Annotated in this window: 22 protein-coding genes; 14 read left to right on the forward strand and 8 right to left on the reverse strand. The window is 50.2% G+C overall.

Annotated features, from left to right (window positions below):
• The first annotated feature begins 6 nt into the window (after positions 1 to 6).
• A complete protein-coding gene (locus M0L20_RS19775) occupies positions 7 to 315 on the forward strand; it encodes a rhodanese-like domain-containing protein (RefSeq protein WP_232558322.1) in 309 nt (102 codons plus the stop codon).
• Between the two features lie 30 nt (positions 316 to 345).
• Here M0L20_RS19775 and M0L20_RS19780 read toward each other — a convergent pair whose 3' ends face one another.
• The 3 genes from M0L20_RS19780 to rplS all read right to left on the reverse strand — a co-directional run bounded on the left by M0L20_RS19780 (position 346) and on the right by rplS (position 2,606).
• Positions 346 to 1,275 (reverse strand): bestrophin family protein, encoded by a 930-nt coding sequence (locus M0L20_RS19780; RefSeq protein ID WP_232558323.1) that lies wholly within the window; start codon positions 1,273 to 1,275, stop codon positions 346 to 348.
• A gap of 55 nt (positions 1,276 to 1,330) precedes the next feature.
• Positions 1,331 to 2,104, reverse strand: a complete 774-nt coding sequence (dapF, locus tag M0L20_RS19785) for a diaminopimelate epimerase (protein ID WP_248478689.1) — start codon at positions 2,102 to 2,104, stop codon at positions 1,331 to 1,333.
• Positions 2,105 to 2,231: 127 nt separating this feature from the next.
• A complete protein-coding gene (gene rplS / locus M0L20_RS19790) occupies positions 2,232 to 2,606 on the reverse strand; it encodes a 50S ribosomal protein L19 (RefSeq protein WP_232558325.1) in 375 nt (124 codons plus the stop codon).
• Between the two features lie 114 nt (positions 2,607 to 2,720).
• Between rplS and M0L20_RS19795 the strand changes: the two genes are divergently transcribed.
• On the forward strand, positions 2,721 to 4,223 hold the full coding sequence (locus tag M0L20_RS19795; protein ID WP_248478690.1) for an NAD(P)H-hydrate dehydratase: 1,503 nt from the start codon (positions 2,721 to 2,723) through the stop codon (positions 4,221 to 4,223).
• Positions 4,224 to 4,454: 231 nt separating this feature from the next.
• Positions 4,455 to 4,619 carry a hypothetical protein gene (locus M0L20_RS19800; protein ID WP_232558327.1) on the forward strand — a complete coding sequence of 55 codons (165 nt, stop codon included), beginning with the start codon at positions 4,455 to 4,457 and terminating at the stop codon, positions 4,617 to 4,619.
• Between the two features lie 325 nt (positions 4,620 to 4,944).
• Here the strand turns inward: M0L20_RS19800 and feoB are convergent, their stop codons facing one another.
• The 3 genes from feoB to M0L20_RS19815 form a co-directional block, all read right to left on the reverse strand.
• Positions 4,945 to 7,059 (reverse strand): ferrous iron transport protein B, encoded by a 2,115-nt coding sequence (feoB, locus tag M0L20_RS19805; protein WP_248478691.1) that lies wholly within the window; start codon positions 7,057 to 7,059, stop codon positions 4,945 to 4,947.
• 65 nt (positions 7,060 to 7,124) lie between these two features.
• Complete coding sequence (locus tag M0L20_RS19810; protein WP_232558329.1) at positions 7,125 to 7,352, reverse strand: FeoA family protein; 228 nt, start codon at positions 7,350 to 7,352, stop codon at positions 7,125 to 7,127.
• A gap of 147 nt (positions 7,353 to 7,499) precedes the next feature.
• On the reverse strand, positions 7,500 to 8,264 hold the full coding sequence (locus tag M0L20_RS19815) for a sulfite exporter TauE/SafE family protein (RefSeq protein ID WP_248478692.1): 765 nt from the start codon (positions 8,262 to 8,264) through the stop codon (positions 7,500 to 7,502).
• 285 nt (positions 8,265 to 8,549) lie between these two features.
• Between M0L20_RS19815 and M0L20_RS19820 the strand changes: the two genes are divergently transcribed.
• From M0L20_RS19820 to M0L20_RS19865, 10 genes are all read left to right on the forward strand, one after another.
• Positions 8,550 to 9,224: a heme exporter protein CcmB gene (locus M0L20_RS19820; protein ID WP_248478693.1), complete on the forward strand. Its 675-nt coding sequence runs from the start codon at positions 8,550 to 8,552 to the stop codon at positions 9,222 to 9,224.
• Positions 9,225 to 9,285: 61 nt separating this feature from the next.
• Positions 9,286 to 9,945: a cytochrome c biogenesis protein CcsA gene (gene ccsA / locus M0L20_RS19825; RefSeq protein WP_232558332.1), complete on the forward strand. Its 660-nt coding sequence runs from the start codon at positions 9,286 to 9,288 to the stop codon at positions 9,943 to 9,945.
• 71 nt (positions 9,946 to 10,016) lie between these two features.
• Positions 10,017 to 10,301 carry a CcmD family protein gene (locus M0L20_RS19830; RefSeq protein ID WP_248478694.1) on the forward strand — a complete coding sequence of 95 codons (285 nt, stop codon included), beginning with the start codon at positions 10,017 to 10,019 and terminating at the stop codon, positions 10,299 to 10,301.
• Between the two features lie 46 nt (positions 10,302 to 10,347).
• A complete protein-coding gene (locus tag M0L20_RS19835) occupies positions 10,348 to 10,788 on the forward strand; it encodes a cytochrome c maturation protein CcmE domain-containing protein (RefSeq protein WP_232558334.1) in 441 nt (146 codons plus the stop codon).
• Between the two features lie 40 nt (positions 10,789 to 10,828).
• Positions 10,829 to 13,489: a cytochrome c biogenesis protein CcsA gene (gene ccsA / locus M0L20_RS19840; protein WP_232558335.1), complete on the forward strand. Its 2,661-nt coding sequence runs from the start codon at positions 10,829 to 10,831 to the stop codon at positions 13,487 to 13,489.
• Positions 13,490 to 13,723, forward strand: coding sequence for a hypothetical protein (locus M0L20_RS19845; RefSeq protein WP_232558336.1), 234 nt, complete (start codon positions 13,490 to 13,492; stop codon positions 13,721 to 13,723).
• A gap of 66 nt (positions 13,724 to 13,789) precedes the next feature.
• Entirely contained in the window at positions 13,790 to 15,079 is a 1,290-nt protein-coding gene (locus M0L20_RS19850; RefSeq protein WP_232558337.1) for a hemolysin family protein, read from the forward strand.
• Positions 15,080 to 15,207: 128 nt separating this feature from the next.
• On the forward strand, positions 15,208 to 15,846 hold the full coding sequence (pyrE, locus tag M0L20_RS19855; protein WP_232558338.1) for an orotate phosphoribosyltransferase: 639 nt from the start codon (positions 15,208 to 15,210) through the stop codon (positions 15,844 to 15,846).
• 120 nt (positions 15,847 to 15,966) lie between these two features.
• Positions 15,967 to 16,389 carry an OsmC family protein gene (locus tag M0L20_RS19860; protein ID WP_232558339.1) on the forward strand — a complete coding sequence of 141 codons (423 nt, stop codon included), beginning with the start codon at positions 15,967 to 15,969 and terminating at the stop codon, positions 16,387 to 16,389.
• Between the two features lie 94 nt (positions 16,390 to 16,483).
• Positions 16,484 to 16,702 carry a copper chaperone gene (locus M0L20_RS19865; RefSeq protein ID WP_232558340.1) on the forward strand — a complete coding sequence of 73 codons (219 nt, stop codon included), beginning with the start codon at positions 16,484 to 16,486 and terminating at the stop codon, positions 16,700 to 16,702.
• Positions 16,703 to 16,766: 64 nt separating this feature from the next.
• Here the strand turns inward: M0L20_RS19865 and M0L20_RS19870 are convergent, their stop codons facing one another.
• Both M0L20_RS19870 and M0L20_RS19875 read right to left on the reverse strand, forming a co-directional pair.
• Complete coding sequence (locus M0L20_RS19870; protein ID WP_248478695.1) at positions 16,767 to 18,116, reverse strand: dihydrolipoyl dehydrogenase family protein; 1,350 nt, start codon at positions 18,114 to 18,116, stop codon at positions 16,767 to 16,769.
• A gap of 118 nt (positions 18,117 to 18,234) precedes the next feature.
• Entirely contained in the window at positions 18,235 to 19,866 is a 1,632-nt protein-coding gene (locus M0L20_RS19875) for an ABC-F family ATP-binding cassette domain-containing protein (protein WP_248478696.1), read from the reverse strand.
• A 130-nt stretch (positions 19,867 to 19,996) separates the two neighbouring features.
• Here M0L20_RS19875 and M0L20_RS19880 point away from each other — a divergent pair, with 130 nt between their 5' ends.
• The gene (locus M0L20_RS19880; protein WP_248478697.1) at positions 19,997 to 20,662 is read left to right on the forward strand and encodes a DUF2461 domain-containing protein; all 666 of its coding nucleotides are present in this window, start codon (positions 19,997 to 19,999) and stop codon (positions 20,660 to 20,662) included.
• Positions 20,663 to 20,665: the final 3 nt, after the last annotated feature.

The following is a 20,665-nucleotide window of genomic DNA, read 5'->3' on the forward strand; positions in this document are numbered from 1 at the left end:
AGGCGTATGACTGCACATGACTACACAGATATTCCGCTCGCGGACCTCGACTTGCTTCGCCAGCAAGCAAACACCGCCGTTATCGATGTTCGCGACGAATGGGAGTACGAGGAGTTCAACCTCGGTGGAGTAAACATTCCCCTGGCCGATATCCGCGCCCGGAAAGCGGAACTGGCTCCCTATGATACGCTTATTGTGCTTTGTACCAATGGTGTCCGGAGCCGGATTGCTGCTAAAGATTTGTTAAGACAGCCCGACATGCAGACCAAGACGATTTACCACGTACACGGCGGCATCATCGAAGCCGAAGACTAAGCCACGGTTTCGATAACCTCATCCACTTAGCTACGTTACGATGGTGAATCCAGGCTTGGCAGCCTGCTTCTCAATGGGCGGCAGATTGATCTGTAATATATCGTGTACGTTGACCCGAATCTGCCGACTTAGCTGATTCAGCGGCAAATCATTACGCTCGAGACCGAACGGCTCCTCGATTTCTTCACCGATCATCTCCAGACCAACGAGTACATAAGATGTGAGTATGACAGCCGGAATTGTCAGGTAGCCATAAGCCGTAATGATCGTGAAGGGCAGAATAGCCACGTAGATCATGATAAACAGCTTGATAAATAAATTGTAGGAAAACGGAATGGGCGTGCTTTTGATCCGTTCGCAAATGCCGCATACGTCCATCAGAACCGTCAGGTTCCGGTTGAGGTTGATATGCTGCGATTCCGAGATATGCCCCGCCCGATAAAGCATCTCTGTTTTCACCCAGAGTTGACTGGTCACACCGGCGGGTTTATGATCAAACTTATCCAGACTGCGCCGGTCAACTTCTTCCACGACATCCAGTTCATCCGTACCCGGTATATCCCGTAAGTGATTTTTAAGCGCAAACGGGAAATTAGAAATGGCTTTGGCAAAGAACAGCCGACTATCCGTATCGCTCTGCGGCAAAACAGCGTTGAAGAAAATCGCCAAATTCCGGCAATTGTTTACGAGCGTCCCCCAGGCCTGCCGTCCCTCGTAAAAGCGGTCATACGCGGTGTTGGTACGGAAAATCAGGAGCAAGCTCAACAGAATGCCCATCGCCTGCAAAAACGAACTAGGCGTATCTTTCAGGCGAAAGTCAATGAAATTTAATTCCCCTATCGTCACAAAGGTGGCGTAAATGCCAACGACGACCAATCGACGGAGCAGTGCGATAGCCGTAGGGCCTGTGTGGAAATGCCAGAGCGCAGGCAGCCAAGCCTTTGATTTATAGATAATCATTGACGATAACGTTCGGTAATGTTGAACTAAAACTACGGACTATCTGAACACAACATCAGCGGGGCAGGGTACCCGTAAACACACGCTGCGCTGGACCAATCAAGTGAATAGCCTCGAAGCGACCGTCGGCCAGCGCCGTAAACGAGACGCGCAGGTTACCGCCGATGGTCCGTATCGAGACCGGAGTAGGCGTATTTAACTGCTGGTGAGCCACCAAGGCCACTGCCGTTACCCCCGTCCCGCAGGAATACGTTTCGTCTTCGACCCCCCGCTCGTACGTTCTGACAAACAGGGTGTTTTCGTCAACCACCTGCGCAAAGTTAACATTCGTTCCACCCGGTTGAAACGGAGCACTATACCGAATCTTGCGGCCTTCGGCAACGACATCAAGCGACTCCAGATCATCGACAAACTGGACAACGTGGGGAGAACCCGTATTGAGAAATGTCAGTCCATTTCGTTGCTCAATACCGGATACATTGCTCATTTTCAAGGATATTTCGCCTTCGTTTACCAGCGCTGTATGTTCACCATCAACGGCCATAAACCGGGTCTCGCCCTCGAATACCCCCAGATCATGCGCAAAACGAACGATACAGCGCCCACCGTTGCCGCACATGCTTCCTTCGGCTCCGTCCGCGTTGAAATAAACCATCCTGAAGTCATACTCGGGATCGTTCTGTAACAGAATCAAACCGTCGGCACCGATGCCGAACCGCCGGTGGCACAACCGTTCGATAAACGCCTGATCAGAAGCAGGAAACGTACCCGCCCGATCGTCTACCAGCACGAAATCATTACCGGTGCCCTGGTATTTATAGAAATCCATAGTCGAATTGCAACAGACTCCGGATGGGTGAATCGTCCCTGCAATAGCCGGAGACGATTGCAGGGAATACAAAAAAAGCTACCTGTACAGGCAGCTTTTCAGAAGATAATGGTTGCTCAGAAGCGGACTAAGCGGCTGCAACTGCTTTTGGCTTACGCTCTTTGAGACGTGCAGCTTTACCCTGACGACCACGTAGGAAGAACAACCGAGCGCGACGTACTTTACCAAGACGAACCACTTCAATTTTGTCGATATTTGGCGAAAGGACCGGGAAGATCCGCTCAACACCAATACCATTCGATACTTTGCGGACAGTAAACGTCTCGCCAGCGCTACTTGGGTTCCGGCGCTGAATGACGGTTCCCGTAAACACCTGAATACGCTCCTTATTTCCTTCGCGGATTTTGACGTGTACGTTCACCGTATCGCCCGCCCGGAACGTGGGCAAATCGGCGCGACGCTGCGCGTTGTCTGCCTCCACTAATTTGATTAACTCGCTCATGACTGTATATAAATCGCCAGATAAGTATTTGCGAAATGAGCCGCAAAGATAGCAAATTTATCCGTACTAGAAAATACTTTTGCGAAATTACACGGCCTAACCAATACGCCCTTCATGAAAATATTAAATGCCGATCAAATTCGTGCCCTCGATAAATCCACTATTCAGAACGAACCCATCGCGCCCATCAACCTCATGGAGCGAGCGGCTCTCGCTTTTGTCGACTGGTTCGTTGATCGCTTTCCAAACACAACATCCACCAAAATTTTCTGCGGGTTAGGCAATAACGGGGGTGATGGCTTAGCGATTGCCCGTCTACTTCTCGAACGCGACTACCCAATTGATGTGTATGTCGTTCGGTATGCGCCCCGCGAGTCCGACGATTTCATGCACAACCACCGGCGTCTTAAGCTCGTCATCGAGCGTATCCACTACGTCGAATTAACGGAAGATATTCCTGCCATACGCCATAACGAAGTAGTTATTGATGCTATTCTGGGCTCCGGTCTATCGCGACCCGCCGAGGGTATTATCAAGGATACCATTGGAGCGATCAACCGCGCTCCGGCTACGGTAGTCTCGGTCGATATTGCCAGCGGTCTTTACACCGACCAAGCTAACAGTCAGGCTGATACTATTATCGAACCCGATTATACAGTCACTTTTCAATTACCGAAACTAGCCTTCGTGATGCCTAAAAACGGGCGTTACGTCGGCGAATGGCACCTTGTTGATATCCGGCTTCACAAGCGATATATCGACCATGCGCCAACGCCATATTATTACACCCAGCCCAAGGACGCCCGTCTGCTGCTCCACAAGCGGGAACGCTTTTCGAACAAAGGTTCGTTTGGCCACGCTTTGCTGTTGGCCGGTAGTTACGGAAAGATCGGTGCCGCGGTGCTATCCGCGCGCGCTTGCCTGCGGTCAGGCGTTGGCTTACTAACGGTCCACGCTCCCAGCTGTGGCTATACGACGCTGCAAACGGCGGTTCCCGAAGCAATGTGCCGCCCGGATTCCAATGAGCGGATGCTAACAGGTCAAAGTGAGGTAGATACCCCTCCCCCAGCCGACTACTCCACCGTCGGCATTGGGCCTGGTATTGGTAAAGCGCCCGAAACCCTGGCTATGCTGCGGGACTTGCTACCAACGCTGACGAAGCCAATGGTAGTAGACGCCGACGCCCTTAATTTGTTGTCGGAGAACCGGGAGTTACTGGATAAACTACCGAAGTATAGTATTCTGACCCCGCATCCCAAGGAATTTGAACGGCTCACCCAGACTTGGAAAGACGATTATCAAAAATTAGAGCTACTCCGCAACTTTGCGAAGAAATATAAAGTCGTCGTCGTTCTGAAGGGTGCTTATTCGGCAGTAGCTACGCCCGACGGCGATATTCATTTTAATTCGACGGGAAACCCTGGTCTGAGCACCGGTGGCACTGGTGACGTACTTACGGGTGTACTAACCGCCCTACTTGCCCAAGGCTACGACCCAATCGAAGCAGCCGTACTAGGTGTTTTCTTCCACGGACTGGCGGGTGATCGAGCAGCGGAACAACGCGGCCCCATTGGAATGACGGCTTCTGACGTTGTCGATGCGCTACGGTGGGAGTAATCTGTAGAAAACGTTTAACATAAGTGTAGAGCGTATTCTACACTTATGCTCTAGAGTAACTTGATTCCAGAATTAGCGTAGCTACCGAATAATAAACATCGACGTATATAGGTTTCTAGCAAATCAGGTAGTTATACGCAGAACACAAAATCCGGATTTTCGCTCTAGGCGATAGCAGAAAACGGCCCCAAATTTGTAATGCACTTTGTAGCTTTATACTGACAAGTACTTATGAAACCTACAGCACAGCGTGATTGGCGCGTAAGTCGTCCTTCGCGAAAGAACCGGGCGACCTTCGATCAAACCAGCGCTTTAGGCGGCCTAACCCTGGCATTATTTGCTTATATTGTCTACCACTTTATTTATCCCTTGATCTCAAAAGGATTGCTTTGGTAATCGTAATTCTTTGTAAGACGTTGATCCCTGTCAGCCAAGCGCTGGCGGGGATTTTCTTTATAAACCAGATCCGACCGAATTGGTTAGCTACCTTTTAGCTTTTACAGCTTATTTTGTTAATGCGTGAACTTGTTTGTAACCCAGTCGCTGCTTGATAAGCAAGAAAGCACGTCTATATCGGCTGTAAGCAACCGACCTGGTAAGCACCCTGTAGCCTTTGTTTCGAATACAGTTTGGGAAAGGGCTGAGTTCAGGTTCAAGGATCGGATTACACAACTCAATCAGCCGCTAAACCTTGTCGGGGGAAGTACCTACCGCCACCATATTAGCTTAGCGAATGATAGGTTACGAATGCGGCTCCATAGGCTAATGCCATCATGTAAACCAGCTGAACCATCGGCCACTTCCAGCTTTTGGTTTCACGATGGGTTGCCGCCAGTGTACTCATGCACATCATGGCGAAAACGTAGAAAATCAGCAAGGACCAGGCCAGCGCCGGTGTGTACATACGATCCCCCGTCTGCGGGTTGCGCTCCTGCCGAAGCCGCTCCCGAATCGTAACCCCTTCGTCGTCGCCCGTTCCAATGCTGTAAATGGTCGACATCGTACCGACAAATACCTCGCGGGCGGCAAAGGAACTGATTAACGCAATACCGATTTTCCAGTCATAGCCAAGCGGGCGGATAACGGGTTCGATAAAATGACCAAAGCGCCCGGCATACGAGGCTTCGAGTCGTTCGGAGGCAATTCGATTCGCCAATTCGTCGGCGGCCAATGGCTGGCTTTGCTGGCGGACCTGCTCTTCGGCGCGTTGCATGGAATCGCCGGGACCGTAACTGGCCAGTACCCACAGCACGATCGAAATAGCCAGGATGACACGCCCGGCTTCCCACACAAATGCCCGCACGCTTTCCCAAACGGTTAGCGCCACGTGGTTCCAGCGGGGCAATTTAAACGTAGGCAATTCCATGATAAAGAAACTGCGCTCTTTACTGCGAAGAACCAGTTTCAGCACATAGGCAGCAAGCAGAGCGCTCACCAAGCCTAAGAGGTATAGCCCCATCAGCGCCAAGCCCTGTACGTTAAATATACCCAGCACACGCTGGTTCGGTACGACCAAGGCAATCAGAATGGTATAAATTGGCAATCGGGCCGAACAGCTCATGAGTGGCGTCACCAGGATCGTTATCAGACGATCCCGTCGGGTACCAATGCTACGGGTAGCCATAATCGCGGGAACAGCGCAGGCAACGCCCGAAATCAAGGGTACAACACTGCGCCCGTTCAGGCCGAATTTGCGCATGATGCGGTCCATAATGACCATTACCCTCGACATATAGCCCGATTCTTCGAGTAGCGCAACTAACAAGAACAAAAACGCGATTTGTGGGATAAAGACCAGAATTCCCCCCACTCCGGCCAGAATACCGTCGGTAAGCAAATCCGTGAGCGGTCCTTCGGGTAAGCTGTCTTTTAGCCGACCGTTGAGCCAGGCTACGCCCGTATCAATACCGTCCATGAAAGGTTGCGCCCACGCAAAAATGGCCTGAAAAATGAGCATCAGGACCAGGGCGAAAATGGCGTACCCCCAAACCGGATGCAACAGCACACGGTCAAGTTTCTGCGTCCAGGTGGCTTGATCGGCCGGGCGCTGATCGGTAACGGTTTCGGCAACGACGTTCGCGATCCGCTTGTAACGCGTGATTGTTTCGCCCGCCTGAAACGTGGGTTCGTTAAATTGGTGTTTCGTAATGATGGCGTCCAGTCCAGCCTGTTGCTGATGATTCAGAAACGTAAATCCATCGTGCTGAATGACGTACTGTAATGCCAGGTAATTGTTGCCGAGCTGGTACTGCGCTTTTGTATCGGCAATCAGATCAGCCGCTTCCTCGCCCGGATCAAAAAATAATTTCTCCTGCAACGTTGGTTTACGAAGCTGGCCCAGCACGGCTTTCTTGAGTGGCTCGATCCCTTCGCCCGTACGCGCATTGATGCGCACAACGGGCACTCCCAACTGCATCGCCAAACGTACGGCATTAACGTCTTTTGCCTGCTGGCGAGCCACATCGAGCATGTTCAGGGCCAGTATGACCGGAACGCCCAGATCCGCTATTTGGGTAAAAAGCAGCAGGTTGCGGTGCAGATTGGATGCGTCAACAACCACGACAGCGACATCGGGGTAATCCGGGTGAGCCGGATTAGCGAGTATGTCGGTAACGATCTGCTCGTCTAGCGATTTCGGATAAATGGAGTAAACACCGGGTAAGTCAACGACGTTGGCCGTTAGCTGATCCGTTATTGACCACGGACCAGACTTTTTGTCTACCGTAACGCCGGGAAAATTACCCGTCTTCTGGCGGAGCCCAGTCAGTTGGTTGAACAGCGACGATTTACCGGCATTAGGATTGCCAACAAGGGCGATTACGGGGGATGATTTCAAAGCAGTTATACAGATTATAGCATCCGGCTTACGACTCTTATGCGCCCGCAAACCGCCATAACCCTTTAATTGTCAATCAGAATTGTAGCAGCTTCGGATTTTCGCATGGCTAAACAATAGCCTGCCACGTTTAGGCAGATTGGATCGCCCAGTGGCGCTTTTCCACTTACGCACACTTCAGCTCCCGGCAAGCAGCCCATTTCAAGTAGTTTAAGCGACATTAATTGATTGTCGAACGATTGAATAACCGCTCGTTCACCAATTTTCAAATCGGCAACGCTACGTTTGCTCATGGTACCGGGATCTTAAGCTTATTTAGATTCAGTTTAATTAACGCAAGATTACAACGGAAAGTTTGGGTTTGCAAGGAGCATTTGAAAATATCTTACCCCATCCACTCTACTACTTTTATCGGTAACGACTTGCCCTTACAGGTTATTTTATCCAACTAAATCCCAGCCAAATCGTATAATCGTCGCCGTAATGACGAGCAGAAAAAAGATGCGGATGAATTGGTTGCCTTTCAGTATGGCCAGCCGGGCTCCGAAAAAAGCGCCACACAAATTAGCGACGGCCATCGGTATCGCTACAGCATACAGGATTGTACCTTCTTTGACAAAAAATAAAACGCTGGCGAGGTTAGTAGCGGCATTGACCAATTTAGCGTGCGCGCTGGCTTTTAAAAAGTCGAAGCCGATCAAGGCAATAAAGCCCAACACGAGAAAACTGCCCGTGCCAGGGCCAAAAAAGCCGTCGTAAAAGCCAATACAGGCACCCATTGCCCACATCCGTATGCGCTGCTGATGCGCAGGAACGGACTGACGCGTTACTTGACCAAATTCTTTTTTTGTCAGTGTATAGATAAAAACGGCAATGAGAATAACCAGCGCAAACGGCTTCATAAAACTGTTGGGCACCCGGGTAAGCGTCCAGGACCCCAACCAGGAAGCGCCGAAAGCAATCGCCATCATCGGGGCAATAAATCGTCCGGCAACGGCTACCCGCCGGCCGTATTGGAACGCGCCCATCAGGCTGCCGCACAGGGATGGTATTTTGGTTGAACCGATCAGCGTTGGAATAGGATATTGGGGTAAGGTAAACAGCATCGCGGGCGTTTGAATCAGGCCGCCCCCACCAATGATGGCATCCACAAAACCAGCTAAAAACGAGAAACCGCAGAGAAGCAGAACAACTGAATAATCCATCACAAATAACTCTTACCGCACGTTGACAGGCCCAAACCAGACTACGCTGAGTAAAAGCCAACGCCATTTAAGGAGCAAATATAGTGATGTCTCGACGAACGTAATTCATACGGCATGTACCAAGGGCTCTGTCCTGGTCGCTGTCAATAATCGGTTTGTCGTTTTGCCTGACAGCGCTCACGGGGTTCTATGACAACGATCATCAGTCTTAAGAACACAGAATACAAAACTATTTCTTTTTCGCATCGGCATTGCGCCGTAAATTTGCAGTCGTAAACGAATGACATGACCGATTCAGTACGACAGTTGAGTGCGTTGATGCGTAAAGAGTTTCTGCTCGAGTGGCGGCAACGCTACGCGCTCAACGGGATGCTATTATACATTGTCGGGGCGGTGTTTGTATGCTACCTGAGTTTTAATGCCCGTCGCGGTCAGTTGACGCCGATTGTCTGGAACACCCTGTTTTGGATTATTCTTTTGTTCACGGCGATCAACGCTATTGCGAAAAGCTTTGTGCAGGAACGCGCTGGCCGACAATTGTATTACTACATTCTGGCAAGTCCTGAGCAGATCATTATCTCAAAAATACTGTACAATACGGCCCTGATGCTCGTGTTGGCCTTGCTGGGATTTGGCGTCTACGCCTTTGTACTGGGCAATCCGGTTCAGGACGTAACGCTCTATCTGCTTACGTTGATCCTGGGTGCTATTGGTTTCGCGGCTTCGCTGACGCTCGTTTCGGGCATTGCCAGCAAGGCCGAAAATCCAGCGACGCTCATGGCGGTGTTAAGTTTTCCGATTATTCTTCCGCTGCTGCTGATGCTGCTGAAAATATCGAAAAATGCGCTCGATGGACTTGATCGTGGTTCAAGCTGGGACGAGATCGGGATCGTACTCGCCATCGACGCCATTGTTATAACATTATCCTGGCTGTTATTTCCGTTTTTATGGCGGAGCTAACGTAACGCGGACATCTCCGCTTACTTACATTAACTATACGGACAGAACGTCCGTGTTACTTATGAAAAAGAACTGGTGGAAAGCCCTTTCGGTCCTTATTCTGACCTATGTAATACTACAGGGGTTGCTGGGTGTCGTACCCCGTCAGCCCATTCTCAACGAAAGCATTCGCAACGTGTATTTTCACGTTCCGCTTTGGTTTGGTATGATCATTCTGCTTCTGACATCGGCGGTTTACTCAATTCGTTACCTGCGAAATGGTCGGCTCACTGACGATCTGGTAGCCATCGAATTTGCCAATACGGCGATTCTGTTTGGTCTGCTGGGCTGCGCGACGGGTTCGTTATGGGCTAATTTTACCTGGGGTGACCCCTGGCCTAATGACCCTAAACTAAACAGCGTTGCGGTTGGTATGCTGCTTTATCTGGCTTATCTGATTTTGCGCGGCTCTTTCGACGACGAACAGCGCCGTGCCCGCATTTCGGCGGTTTATAACATCTTTGCGTTTGCCGTTTTTGTTCCGCTTATTTTCATCGTTCCTCGCCTGAATGATTCGCTACACCCCGGTAATGGTGGCAATCCAGCGTTTGGCAAATACGACATGGATAACAACTTACGCATGGTGTTTTATCCGGCCATTATTGGCTTTACGCTTCTGGGCGTATGGATTACCGAGTTGCGGGTCCGGCTCCGGCGGATAAAACTAGCGCTCGAAGAATAATTCTGTGGGTGTAAACCGGAATGATTCTTTATATTTTTACGTTATTTTTTTGACTTCTTGTTCTTATTCAAATGCGACTGTTTTTTCTGACGAAAGCCCCACTAGCAGCCCTTCTTCTACTGGGCCATACTCTAATGGCTCAACAGCCTGTATCGGACGGCGTTGAGATGGCCGACAAGCTCCGGGCCGATGGTAAAATATGGGTGGTGGTGGCTGTCATCGCAGCCGTATTTGTGGGCATAATCGTTTATCTCGTTCGGCTCGACCGCCAAATCGGGAAGCTGGAGGATGAGGTCAAAGGCCAACGAAGAAACGTAACGGATACACCTGAGCGGACTAAAAATGCCATTCATTAATCAGTAGACCCGCTTATTTTTAGTTAACCTATCTTGTTTCACAGTTATGAAACTCTCTCACATTTTCGGGATTATTGTTATTGCATTAGCCATTGGTATCATTGTTGCAACGGCGGGTGATGCCAGTTCCTACGTTACCTTTAAACAAGCGGCCGAACTTGCTCAGGATGGCGACGATAAGATGATTCACGTCGTTGGCAAGGTTCAGAAAGATGCCCAGGGACGGGTTACGGACATGCTTTATGATCCTGCTATCGACCCAAACCACTTTGAGTTTACGCTGATCGACAATGAAAACCGGGCGCAGAAGGTTGTTTTCAACAGTCCTAAGCCACAGGATTTTGAGCGTTCCGAGCAAGTTGTCATCATCGGGGCAATGAAAGGGGATCACTTCCAGTGCGATAAGATTTTGCTAAAATGTCCGTCTAAGTACCAGGAAAATAAGCTGGAAACAACCGAACACGAAGCTAAAACAGCCCAACTTTAAAAGGCTTTCAGCTTACAGCTTTTCCCACTGAAAATTAAACATGATACATACAACAGTCGGGCAACTCGGCCATTTTTTTGTTATTCTGTCCTTCGTTACTGCGCTGGTAGCGACAGTGGCTTATTTTATTTCGTCGCTTGGTCGACGGACTGCGAAGCAGGCAATACCCGTTGAAGAACCCCAGCTTGCGTACGCGGGCGAATCGTCGTTCGGGGGAAAAACGGCCAAGCGGAAAGCTCCTGTCCAGGCAGCCAGCCCTTCTGCTCCCGAGAAGGACGACTGGAAAAAGCTGGCTCGGTGGGCTTTTTATATCCACGGTGCGGCTGTCGTTGGGGTGGCTGCCAGTCTGTTTTATATCATCTACAATCATTACTTCGAGTACCACTACGCCTGGAGTCACTCGTCGCGGGCGTTGCCGGTTCATTACATGATTTCATGCTTCTGGGAAGGTCAGGAAGGCTCGTTTCTGCTCTGGCTGTTCTGGAATGCAACCCTGGGCGTTATTTTGACCCGTACCAGTGGCAGCCAGTGGGAAGCGCCGATGATGACCGTGTTTGCCTTGGTGCAGGCTTTTCTGGCATCGATGATTCTTGGCGTTGTTTTTGGTGGCACCTTTAAGCTTGGCTCCTCACCGTTCCTGCTGCTGTCGGAAGCCATGCCCGACGCCCCGATCTTTACGGCAGACCCGACCTTTGTGCCCAAAGATGGGAATGGGCTGAACCCGCTGCTTCAGAACTACTGGATGGTTATCCACCCGCCTACGACCTTTTTGGGCTACGCCCTGACGCTGGTTCCGTTTTCGTACTGCATTGCCGGACTTTGGCGCAATGAGCCCTTTGCGTGGATTCGCCCGGCCCTGCCCTGGACGTTGATTGGTGGTCTGGTACTTGGTACGGCTATTATGATGGGTGGCTACTGGGCTTACGAAACCCTTAACTTCGGTGGCTACTGGAACTGGGACCCCGTCGAAAATTCGGTTTATGTACCCTGGCTGGTCTTGGTTGGCTCGTTACATGCGATGTTGATAGCCAAACGTAGCTCAACGGGACTAAAAACGACGATTATTTTGAGCATCAGCACCTTCCTGCTCATTCTGTATTCTACGTTCCTCACCCGTAGCGGTATTTTGGGGAATGCATCCGTACACTCCTTTACGGATCTGGGCTTATCCGGACAGTTACTGGTTTATCTGCTGGTATTCGTTGGTCTGGCTGTGGTCTTAGCCGTGAGCAAGTGGAAATATATTCCAACCGACGAACAGGAAGCGTCGGTTTACACTAAAGAATTCTGGTTGTTTATTGGCGCTACGGTGCTGTGTTTGGCGGCTTTTCAGGTCATTGCCACCACGTCGATTCCGGTCTACAACAAGATTCTGGAGTCGTTTGGAAAGGTTTCGAACCTGGCCCTGCCCGCTGATCAGATTAGCCACTACAACAAATTCCAGGTTTGGTTCTTTGTCGTCATTGCCTTGCTGACGGGCGTTGGGCAATTCATGTGGTGGCGAAAACTGGAAAACAAAAAATGGGATGCGCTGATTACACCGGGGATTATAACGCTGCTTATCAGTGCCGGTCTGATTGCGTTCGGATCGATCAAAAATCCGGTTTACATGGCCTTGTTGGTTGCGTCGGTCTTCGCGCTTGTTACCAACGGCACCATTCTTCTGGGTATCGTACGGGGCAACTACCGTCTGTCGGGCGGAGCCATTGCTCATATGGGTATGGCGTTGATGCTCATCGGTATCCTGTATTCGGCGGGCTACTCAAAAGTTATTTCGATTAATACGAGCGGATTACTGATTTCCAAACAGGACGAGTTTACCAAAAACGACAACAAGGAAAACAAAGAAAATACGCTGCTCTGGCTCAACCAGCCCGAACGGATGGGGACTTATCAGCTTACTTACCGTGGCCAGCGGATTGAAGCACGCGACGTTCCCGGCTACATTCCCCGCAAAGACGTGATGGTCATTGAGGGTGATTTCCACGGTATCGCGCAACGTGACATTGAGCAGAACGGCAAAGTGTACCACAAAAAAGGAGACACGCTCGCGCTTTATCCGGAAAACACGTATTATGAAGTAGAATACCGGGAGCCAAGCGGCAAGGTATTTAGCCTCTACCCGCGTGCCCAGGTGAATGAGCGCATGGGTCTGTTAGCCTCTCCGGACACACGCCATAAGGTTGACCGGGACATTTATACGTACGTCAATTCCGTACCCGACCCAACTGCCGAAAACAAATGGGAAAAAACAGAAACGTACAGTGTTGCGATCAAAGACACGTTCTACCTGAATGATTACGTGGCTATTCTGGATGACGTTGTTCGGACCAATGAAGTTGAAGGTATGGAAATTGGTCCGACTGACGCGGCTGTGCGCGCTCGTGTTCGGGTGTTGAGCAAAACGGGGGAGCAAACACTGAGTCCGGCTTTTGTTATCAAGAACCGCATGGTAGCTCACCCCGCCGAAATGAGCGATGAATTAGGCGTTCGTATCCAGTTGAACGAAATTGATCCCCGCACGGGTAAGTTTACCTTCGCCGTTAACCGGACGCAGCGAGACTACATCGTCATGAAAGCGTTCGAAAAACCGTTGATCAACGTACTTTGGGTCGGCACGCTCATTGTTATCCTGGGCTTCCTGATTTCGGCGGTTCGGCGGTATCGTGAGTTTAGCAAGATGCGCGACAAAATGATTTAAATGAAACTAAAGCTTTCTGAAATACTGCTGCTCTCGGCGGGGGCCGGATTCCTGATTCTGTGGATTGCCGAATACCAGCGGACAACATTTGCCGAGAGTTATTGGTTGTTGATGCTGTGTTTAGGCTTTCTACTGGCTTTCCAGTACGTAAAAAATAAACGGCTTGAACGCGAAAAAACGGTCTCTCCAACCATCAAGCAGATGCTGGAAGACCGGAAGAAAAAGAAAAAATAACGACTGGTTTGTAGTTTTGGGTCAAGAACGATAAATCAGGCGTTATACAACCAAAACTACAACCCATTGGAATCCTACGCGTTGCTCTTTGGAGCGTTACTGGCTCTTGTGCTAGCCGGGTTTTTCTCGGCAGTAGAAATGGCTTACGTATCGGTCAATCGACTGTATTTTGAAATACACGGTAAACAAGGTCCCCTCGGCGAGAAACTGGTATCGAGTTTTCTGCGGAATCCGGTCCTGTTTGTTGGCACAACGCTGACAGGAAATACGTTATTTCTGGTACTATACACGGTATTAGGCGTTATGGCGCTGAATCCGTTACTGATGAGCATCTTACCCAGCGCCTGGTCTGCTCATCAGTTTGTCTTTATCACCATTGAGACGCTGGTACTGACGGTGATTTTTTTACCGTTCGCCGATTACTTACCCAAAAGTCTGGCGCTAATTCATCCCGACCGATTTCTGGAAGCGCTGGCCGTTCCGCTTTGGGTTCTTTATAAGTCCATTGCCCCGCTCGTACGTATCCTGGTCGGAACAGCCCGTTTTGTTATTCATTACATCCTTGGTAGAAGTAATCCGGAAATTCGGCCCGTTTTTGGGCTCACGGATCTGAACCAGTACCTTCAACAACTCAATCAAAAAGCTGACCCTGAGGAAGAACTAGAAATCGATACGCAGATTTTCAACAATGCCATCGAGTTTCGCGACGTTCGCGTTCGGGACTGTCTGATTCCCCGCACGGAAATTACGGCAATTGAGGTAGACGATACGACGGAGGAACTACGGCAGGCTTTTCAGGATAGCGGCCATTCAAAAATTCTTATTTACCGTGACACCATCGATGACGTAATTGGCTATTGTCATGCGTTGGCTTTGTTTCAGAAACCAGCAACGGTCGAGGAAATTATAACACCAATCATCACGGTTCCGGAGACCATGCCCGCCCAGGATCTGCTGCTTCGCTTTTTGTCGGAGCACAAGAGTTTAGCGCTCGTCGTTGATGAATTTGGGGGTACGGCGGGTATTGTCAGTCTGGAAGATATGGTCGAGCAGATTTTCGGGGAAATCCAAGACGAGTACGACACGAACGAGGACTGGATCGAACAGCAGCTCGACGATCACACCTGGCTCTTGAGTGCCCGTCACGAAATTGAGCATCTGAACGAAACCTACGGCTGGGCTATTCCCGAAGGAAGCTACGATACACTGGGTGGCCTGATTTTACAAACGAACGAAGATTTACCCCATGTCGGTGAAATAATCGAATTAGCACCGTTTACGTTTACGATTGTGACGATGGATGGCACCCGAATAGGTACAGTGAGAGTTCGTCTGAATCCGAAACACGCAGATTAACCGGCAAGATAACTTCAGCGGATGGCAGTTGTACCGATTCGATGACAATTCTGCGGTGGAGTTTAAGTAATCAGTAGAGCGGTCTGCTTTCCTTTTCCTAATTTTGGGCCCGTAACTAATTGCTTCTTGTGAATTCACTATCGACTCCGCAGGCCGTTGCCCGGCATCTACTCTCGGTACAAGCCATCCGTTTACAACCCGATACACCATTTACCTGGAGTTCGGGCTGGAAATCGCCCATCTACTGCGACAACCGTGTCACACTGGCCTACCCCGACGTTCGAACGTACATTAAAAATGCACTGGCCGACCGCATCCGGAACGAATTTCCATCGGCGCAGGTAATTGCGGGCGTCGCTACGGCGGGAATCCCGCAAGGTGCCTTAGTAGCCGATGCGTTGAATCTTCCTTACTGCTACGTTCGGCCCGAACCCAAAGCACACGGGATGGGCAAACAGATTGAAGGACGGCTGGAAGCTGGTCAGCGCGTGGTGGTCATCGAAGATCTGATCTCGACGGGTGGTAGTTCGCTTAAAGTTGTTGACGCCCTTCGTGCAGCAGGAGCCGACGTACTTGGTATGGCCGCTATTTTTACGTATGGCTTTCCGCTGGCAGCGCAGAATTTTGCCAACAAAAATGTTCAGCTGGTCTGCCTGAGTGATTACAACGTTTTACTGACCGAAGCACAGGAACTCGATTATATTTCTACCGATGCACTGGCTTCGCTCGCTGCCTGGCGCGAAAATCCCGCCGACTGGGGAAAGTAGATCGTATCTAAATTGGGGCTAGTGGTTAGCTCGTCAAAAACATTCTATGGTGAACCGGTTGTTTATACGTCATTGACTACCGCCGGCAATTCACGACCGCTAACCACCTCCCACTCTTCTATGGCCACCATAACCGCCCGGATTGAACGAACACCTTACGAAACACACCTATCGACTGGCACACAGGTTATTGTTGTCGATGAGCCGAAGGAAGTTGGGGGTCAAGATCGGGGGATGCGCCCTGGCGAGTTGCTGGCAGGCTCACTCGCGTCCTGCACCGCTGTAACCGTACGCATGTATGCCGACCGCAAAGGTTGGTCGCTTGACTCGGTGGTCATTCATGTCGATTATACGTACGATCCAGCGGAAAAACGGTCGCGTTTTGTCATGAAACTTATTCTAAACGGTGATCTTGACCCGGAACAACGTCTCCGGCTCCGTGAAATAGCGGATCGATGCCCAATACACCGAGCCCTGGAACATCCAATTGATTTCGAAACCACGCTCGTTGATGAACCTGCGCAACCCGTTGCCAATCAATAACGGCATTAGTCGTTTCGGATTAAATGCTTGTTTCTTGCTTTTGGGAAGAATTTCCGTTTGGGTAGTTACTACAGTAGAAACAACGTTATCGTCTATGGAAACCCTGAACTTCAAAACGAATATCAAATCGAGCGCCGATGTAGCAGCGGTAACGCTAAACCTGAATGACATCGAGCAGGTAGATGGCTGGAACATCGCAACGGATGCTCCTGATAACTTATTGACCGTCCAAACAACAGACAATCGAATTGCCCATTTGGTGCAGAAAGCCGTCGAGAAAGCCGGGTATACAGCGCAGCTTGTCGAACCGTAATGGGCAGACAGACCGCTAGCAAAACCTTACTTTCGTGTGATTTTGCTAGCGGAATTCCTTCTTGTCAATCAGGTAACATTGAGCTCAGGTCTGACGAATGGGTTGGATAGGCAAACAACATCTCCCCCATCGCTTTTGCCGTAATTTTATGCTTCATAGCCAGTGCAAAAAGATTGATAACTTCCTCGCTACCAGAGCCTAACAGATGCGCGCCTAAAATCTGGTCGGAATCTTCATCGACAATTGTTTTGAAACCGCTGACAGCTTCGTTGATTCGTCGGGTACTGTACCAGTCGGCCGTTTCCTGAAACAAAATCTTTGCTTTACGTCCCTCTTTCTTCACCTGCTCTTCCGTCAGACCAATTGACGCCAGGGGCGGCACCGTAAATACCGTTGACGGGACCGGATCGTTTGAGTACGTCTTTTTGTTGCCGCCCAGAATATTTTCGGCAACGATCTTTCCTTCGTAAGAAGCCAGGGGCGTCAGTGGCAAGCCTTTTTCGGCTACATCGCCACAGGCGTAGACAATCGGATTGGAAGCGCTTTGCAAATAGTCGTTGACAAGCACTCCTTTCTTCCCGACTTCAACGTGGGCTTTATCCAGCGCCAGTTCCTCAACATCGGCCACGCGCCCGGCAGCATGGACAACCAGATTAGCCGATGCCGTATGATTCGCGCCATCACGCTCGTACTGAACGGTTAGCTTATTTGGCTCGCCTTCGATGGCGGTTACTTTTGCTTCTAGCACGATAAAAATGCCGAGAGCGCGCATAGCCTCTACCAGCAGTTGAACAACATCAGCGTCGAAGCCTTCCAGTGGCCGTTTGCCCTGGTGCAGAATCGTTACGCTGGCACCGGCACGAGCCGCAACATGCGCAAACTCAAAGGCAATATACCCTCCGCCTACCATGACAATTTCCTGGGGCAGCTCCGGCAGTTCCATGAAACCGGTGCTGTCCGTCAGCAATTCCTCACCTGGAATGTTCAGCGTCTGCGGTCGATGCCCCGTCGCAATAACGATGTTTTTTGCAACCAGTTCGTCATCGCCAACCCGGATAGTATTGTCGGATACAAACGTCGCAACGCCGTGAACGATCTGGATACCTTGCTCCGTGAATTTTTCCTCCGTGTTTTCAGGAATCGGATCCGTAAACGTTTTTTTGAACTGAATCAGATCCGGCCAATGGATCGAAGTGGTATGGTCAATACCTTTACCCACTAGCTGAGCAGAACGGGCGACAACCTCGGCAGCACCAACTAAGACTTTCTTCGGGTCACACCCCCGTTGTGAACAGGTTCCTCCAAACGGTAATTTATCGATAATGGCCACCGACTTACCCGCTTTCCGAACAGCTTCAGCTACTGTTTTTCCGGCGGAACCGGTGCCGATGACGACAAGGTCAAATGATTGCATAGAAATAGTACAGGATAATTCTCGTGTACATAACTAGCAAACCAGACCAATCGTCTAAAAGAAAACGGGGAATCAAGCCCAAAGCCTGATTCCCCGTCTTTTGCGCTTCTTTATCTAGTTAAGCGACAGCTTCATACAACTCTTCCCGCTGCGCTTTTACCCGATCGTCGGTCAGGTATTCGTCGTAGGTCATCAGCTTATCGAGAATACCAGCTGGTGTAATTTCAATGATGCGATTGGCAACCGTCTGCACAAACTGGTGGTCATGCGACGTAAACAGAATCGGTCCTTTGAAATCGATCATACCGTTGTTCAACGACTCAATGGATTCAAGGTCAAGGTGGTTCGTTGGTTCATCGAGCATCAGGACGTTCGCGCCCGACAGCATCATTTTCGACAACATACACCGCACTTTTTCGCCCCCACTCAGCACACTCGCTTTTTTAAGTGACTCTTCGCCCGAAAACAACATCCGACCCAGGAAGCCCCGGATAAAGCTTTCGTCTTTTTCGGCTGAATACTGCCGCAACCAATCCACCAGATTCAGATCGGTTTGAAAAAACTTATCTTTTTCGGCATCCGTCGGGAAATAGGACGACGTGATCGTGATTCCCCATTTGAACGAACCTGAATCGGCTTTGCGTTCGCCCGCCAGAATATCAAGCAGGGCCGAAACCGCCAGTCCATCGCGGCTGTACAGAAATATCTTGTCCTGACGGTTCACCGTGAACGACAGATTTTCGAACAACTTCGTGCCATCTTCAGCCGTGTAAGTCAGGTTTTCGACGGTCAGGATCTGATCGCCGGGCTCCCGCTCCGACTTAAAGTTGACATAAGGATATTTCCGCGACGAAGGCTGAATGTCTTCAATCGTGAGCTTTTCGAGCAACTTGGCCCGGCTGGTTGCCTGCTTCGACTTCGACGCGTTGGCCGAGAAGCGCCGGATGAATTCTTCGAGTTCTTTCCGTTTGTCTTCTGTTTTCTTGTTTTGATCCTGCCGTTGTTTCAACGCCAGTTGGCTCGACTCGTACCAGAACGAATAATTACCCGCAAAGAGCTTAACCTTACTGAAATCGACGTCAACGATCTGCGTACAAACCTGATCCAGGAAGTGCCGGTCGTGCGACACCACAATAACCGTATTGTTGAAATTAGCCAGGAAGTTTTCGAGCCAGATCACCGATTCAACGTCGAGGTTGTTGGTCGGCTCGTCAAGCAGCAGCACATCGGGGTTGCCAAACAGCGCCTGCGCCAGCAGGACCCGTACCTTTTCCGAGCCGTTCAAATCGCTCATCAAGGAGTAGTGCATGTTCTCTTTGATGCCCAGCCCCGATAGCAGACTGGCCGCGTCGGATTCGGCATCCCAGCCGTTCATTTCGGCGAACTCCGATTCAAGGTCGGCGGCTTTTTCACCGTCGGCATCCGTAAAATCGGCTTTTGCGTATAGCTCATCTTTCTCCTGCATGATGTCATACAGGCGTTTGTTGCCCATAATAACCGTTTGCAAGACAGGGTATTCGTCGTAGGCTGACTGGTTTTGGTTCAGCACCGACATGCGTTCACCCGGCGTCATTGTCACCGAACCCGTTTGTGGTTCGATTTCGCCGGAGAGAATTTTCAAAAATGTTGATTTACCGGCTCCGTTAGCTCCGATCACCCCGTAGCAGTTGCCAGACGTAAATTTTATAGTGACGTCGTCAAATAACACCCGCTTCCCATAGCGGAGGGAGACGTTTTGTACCGATATCATGCGTTGATTGCTGTTCAGATTGAATGGCAAAGATACGAAATTTTGCCGGGAAATGGTGTGTCCGCATTGGGTCAGTCGTTCTGGCATCGGCTAAAAAGAAGTAGCTTTGCCCATCGCAACGCTCACTCTTATGCTGCAAGCCGAAACGCTGACTTTTCTGCGTAACCTAAAAGCCAACAATACTAAAACCTGGTTCGATGCAAATCGATCTGCTTACGAAGCAGCCCGCGCAGACTTCGGCCAGTTTGTCAGCCAGTTGATTGAGGGTCTGAACGCCATCGACCCGGATCTGGCCGAATCGAATTTACAGGCGAAGGGATGCATGTTCCGCATCAATCGTGATGTTCGTTTTTCTACGAACAAATCACCCTACAAAACCAATTTCGGAGCCTGGTTCAACAAAGGGGGCAAGAAGCTTGAGACGGCGGGTTATTATTTTAATCTGGAACCCGGCCACAGCTTTATTGCGGGTGGTCTGTACATGCCCGATGCGACCGTACTGGCCAAGGCCCGACAGGAGATCGATTATAACGTTGACGAGTTTAATCAAATTCTCACGGCTCCGGCTTTCGCCAAAACGTTCAACGGACTGAGCCGCGAAGACACGCTGCAACGACCACCCAAAGGCTACACGCCGGACAACCCCGCTATCGAGTATCTCAAACTGAAAAGCTTTACGGCCAGTCACGCGTTGCCGGACGATGCGCTCACCAAGCCCAGTCTTATTAAACAGGTTCTAGACGGCTTTTCTACCTTGCAGCCATTGATTTCCTATCTGAACCGAGCCGTCGAATAACGT

It is taken from the genome of Spirosoma liriopis (assembly GCF_023196085.1).
Taxonomy (GTDB): domain Bacteria; phylum Bacteroidota; class Bacteroidia; order Cytophagales; family Spirosomataceae; genus Spirosoma; species Spirosoma oryzicola.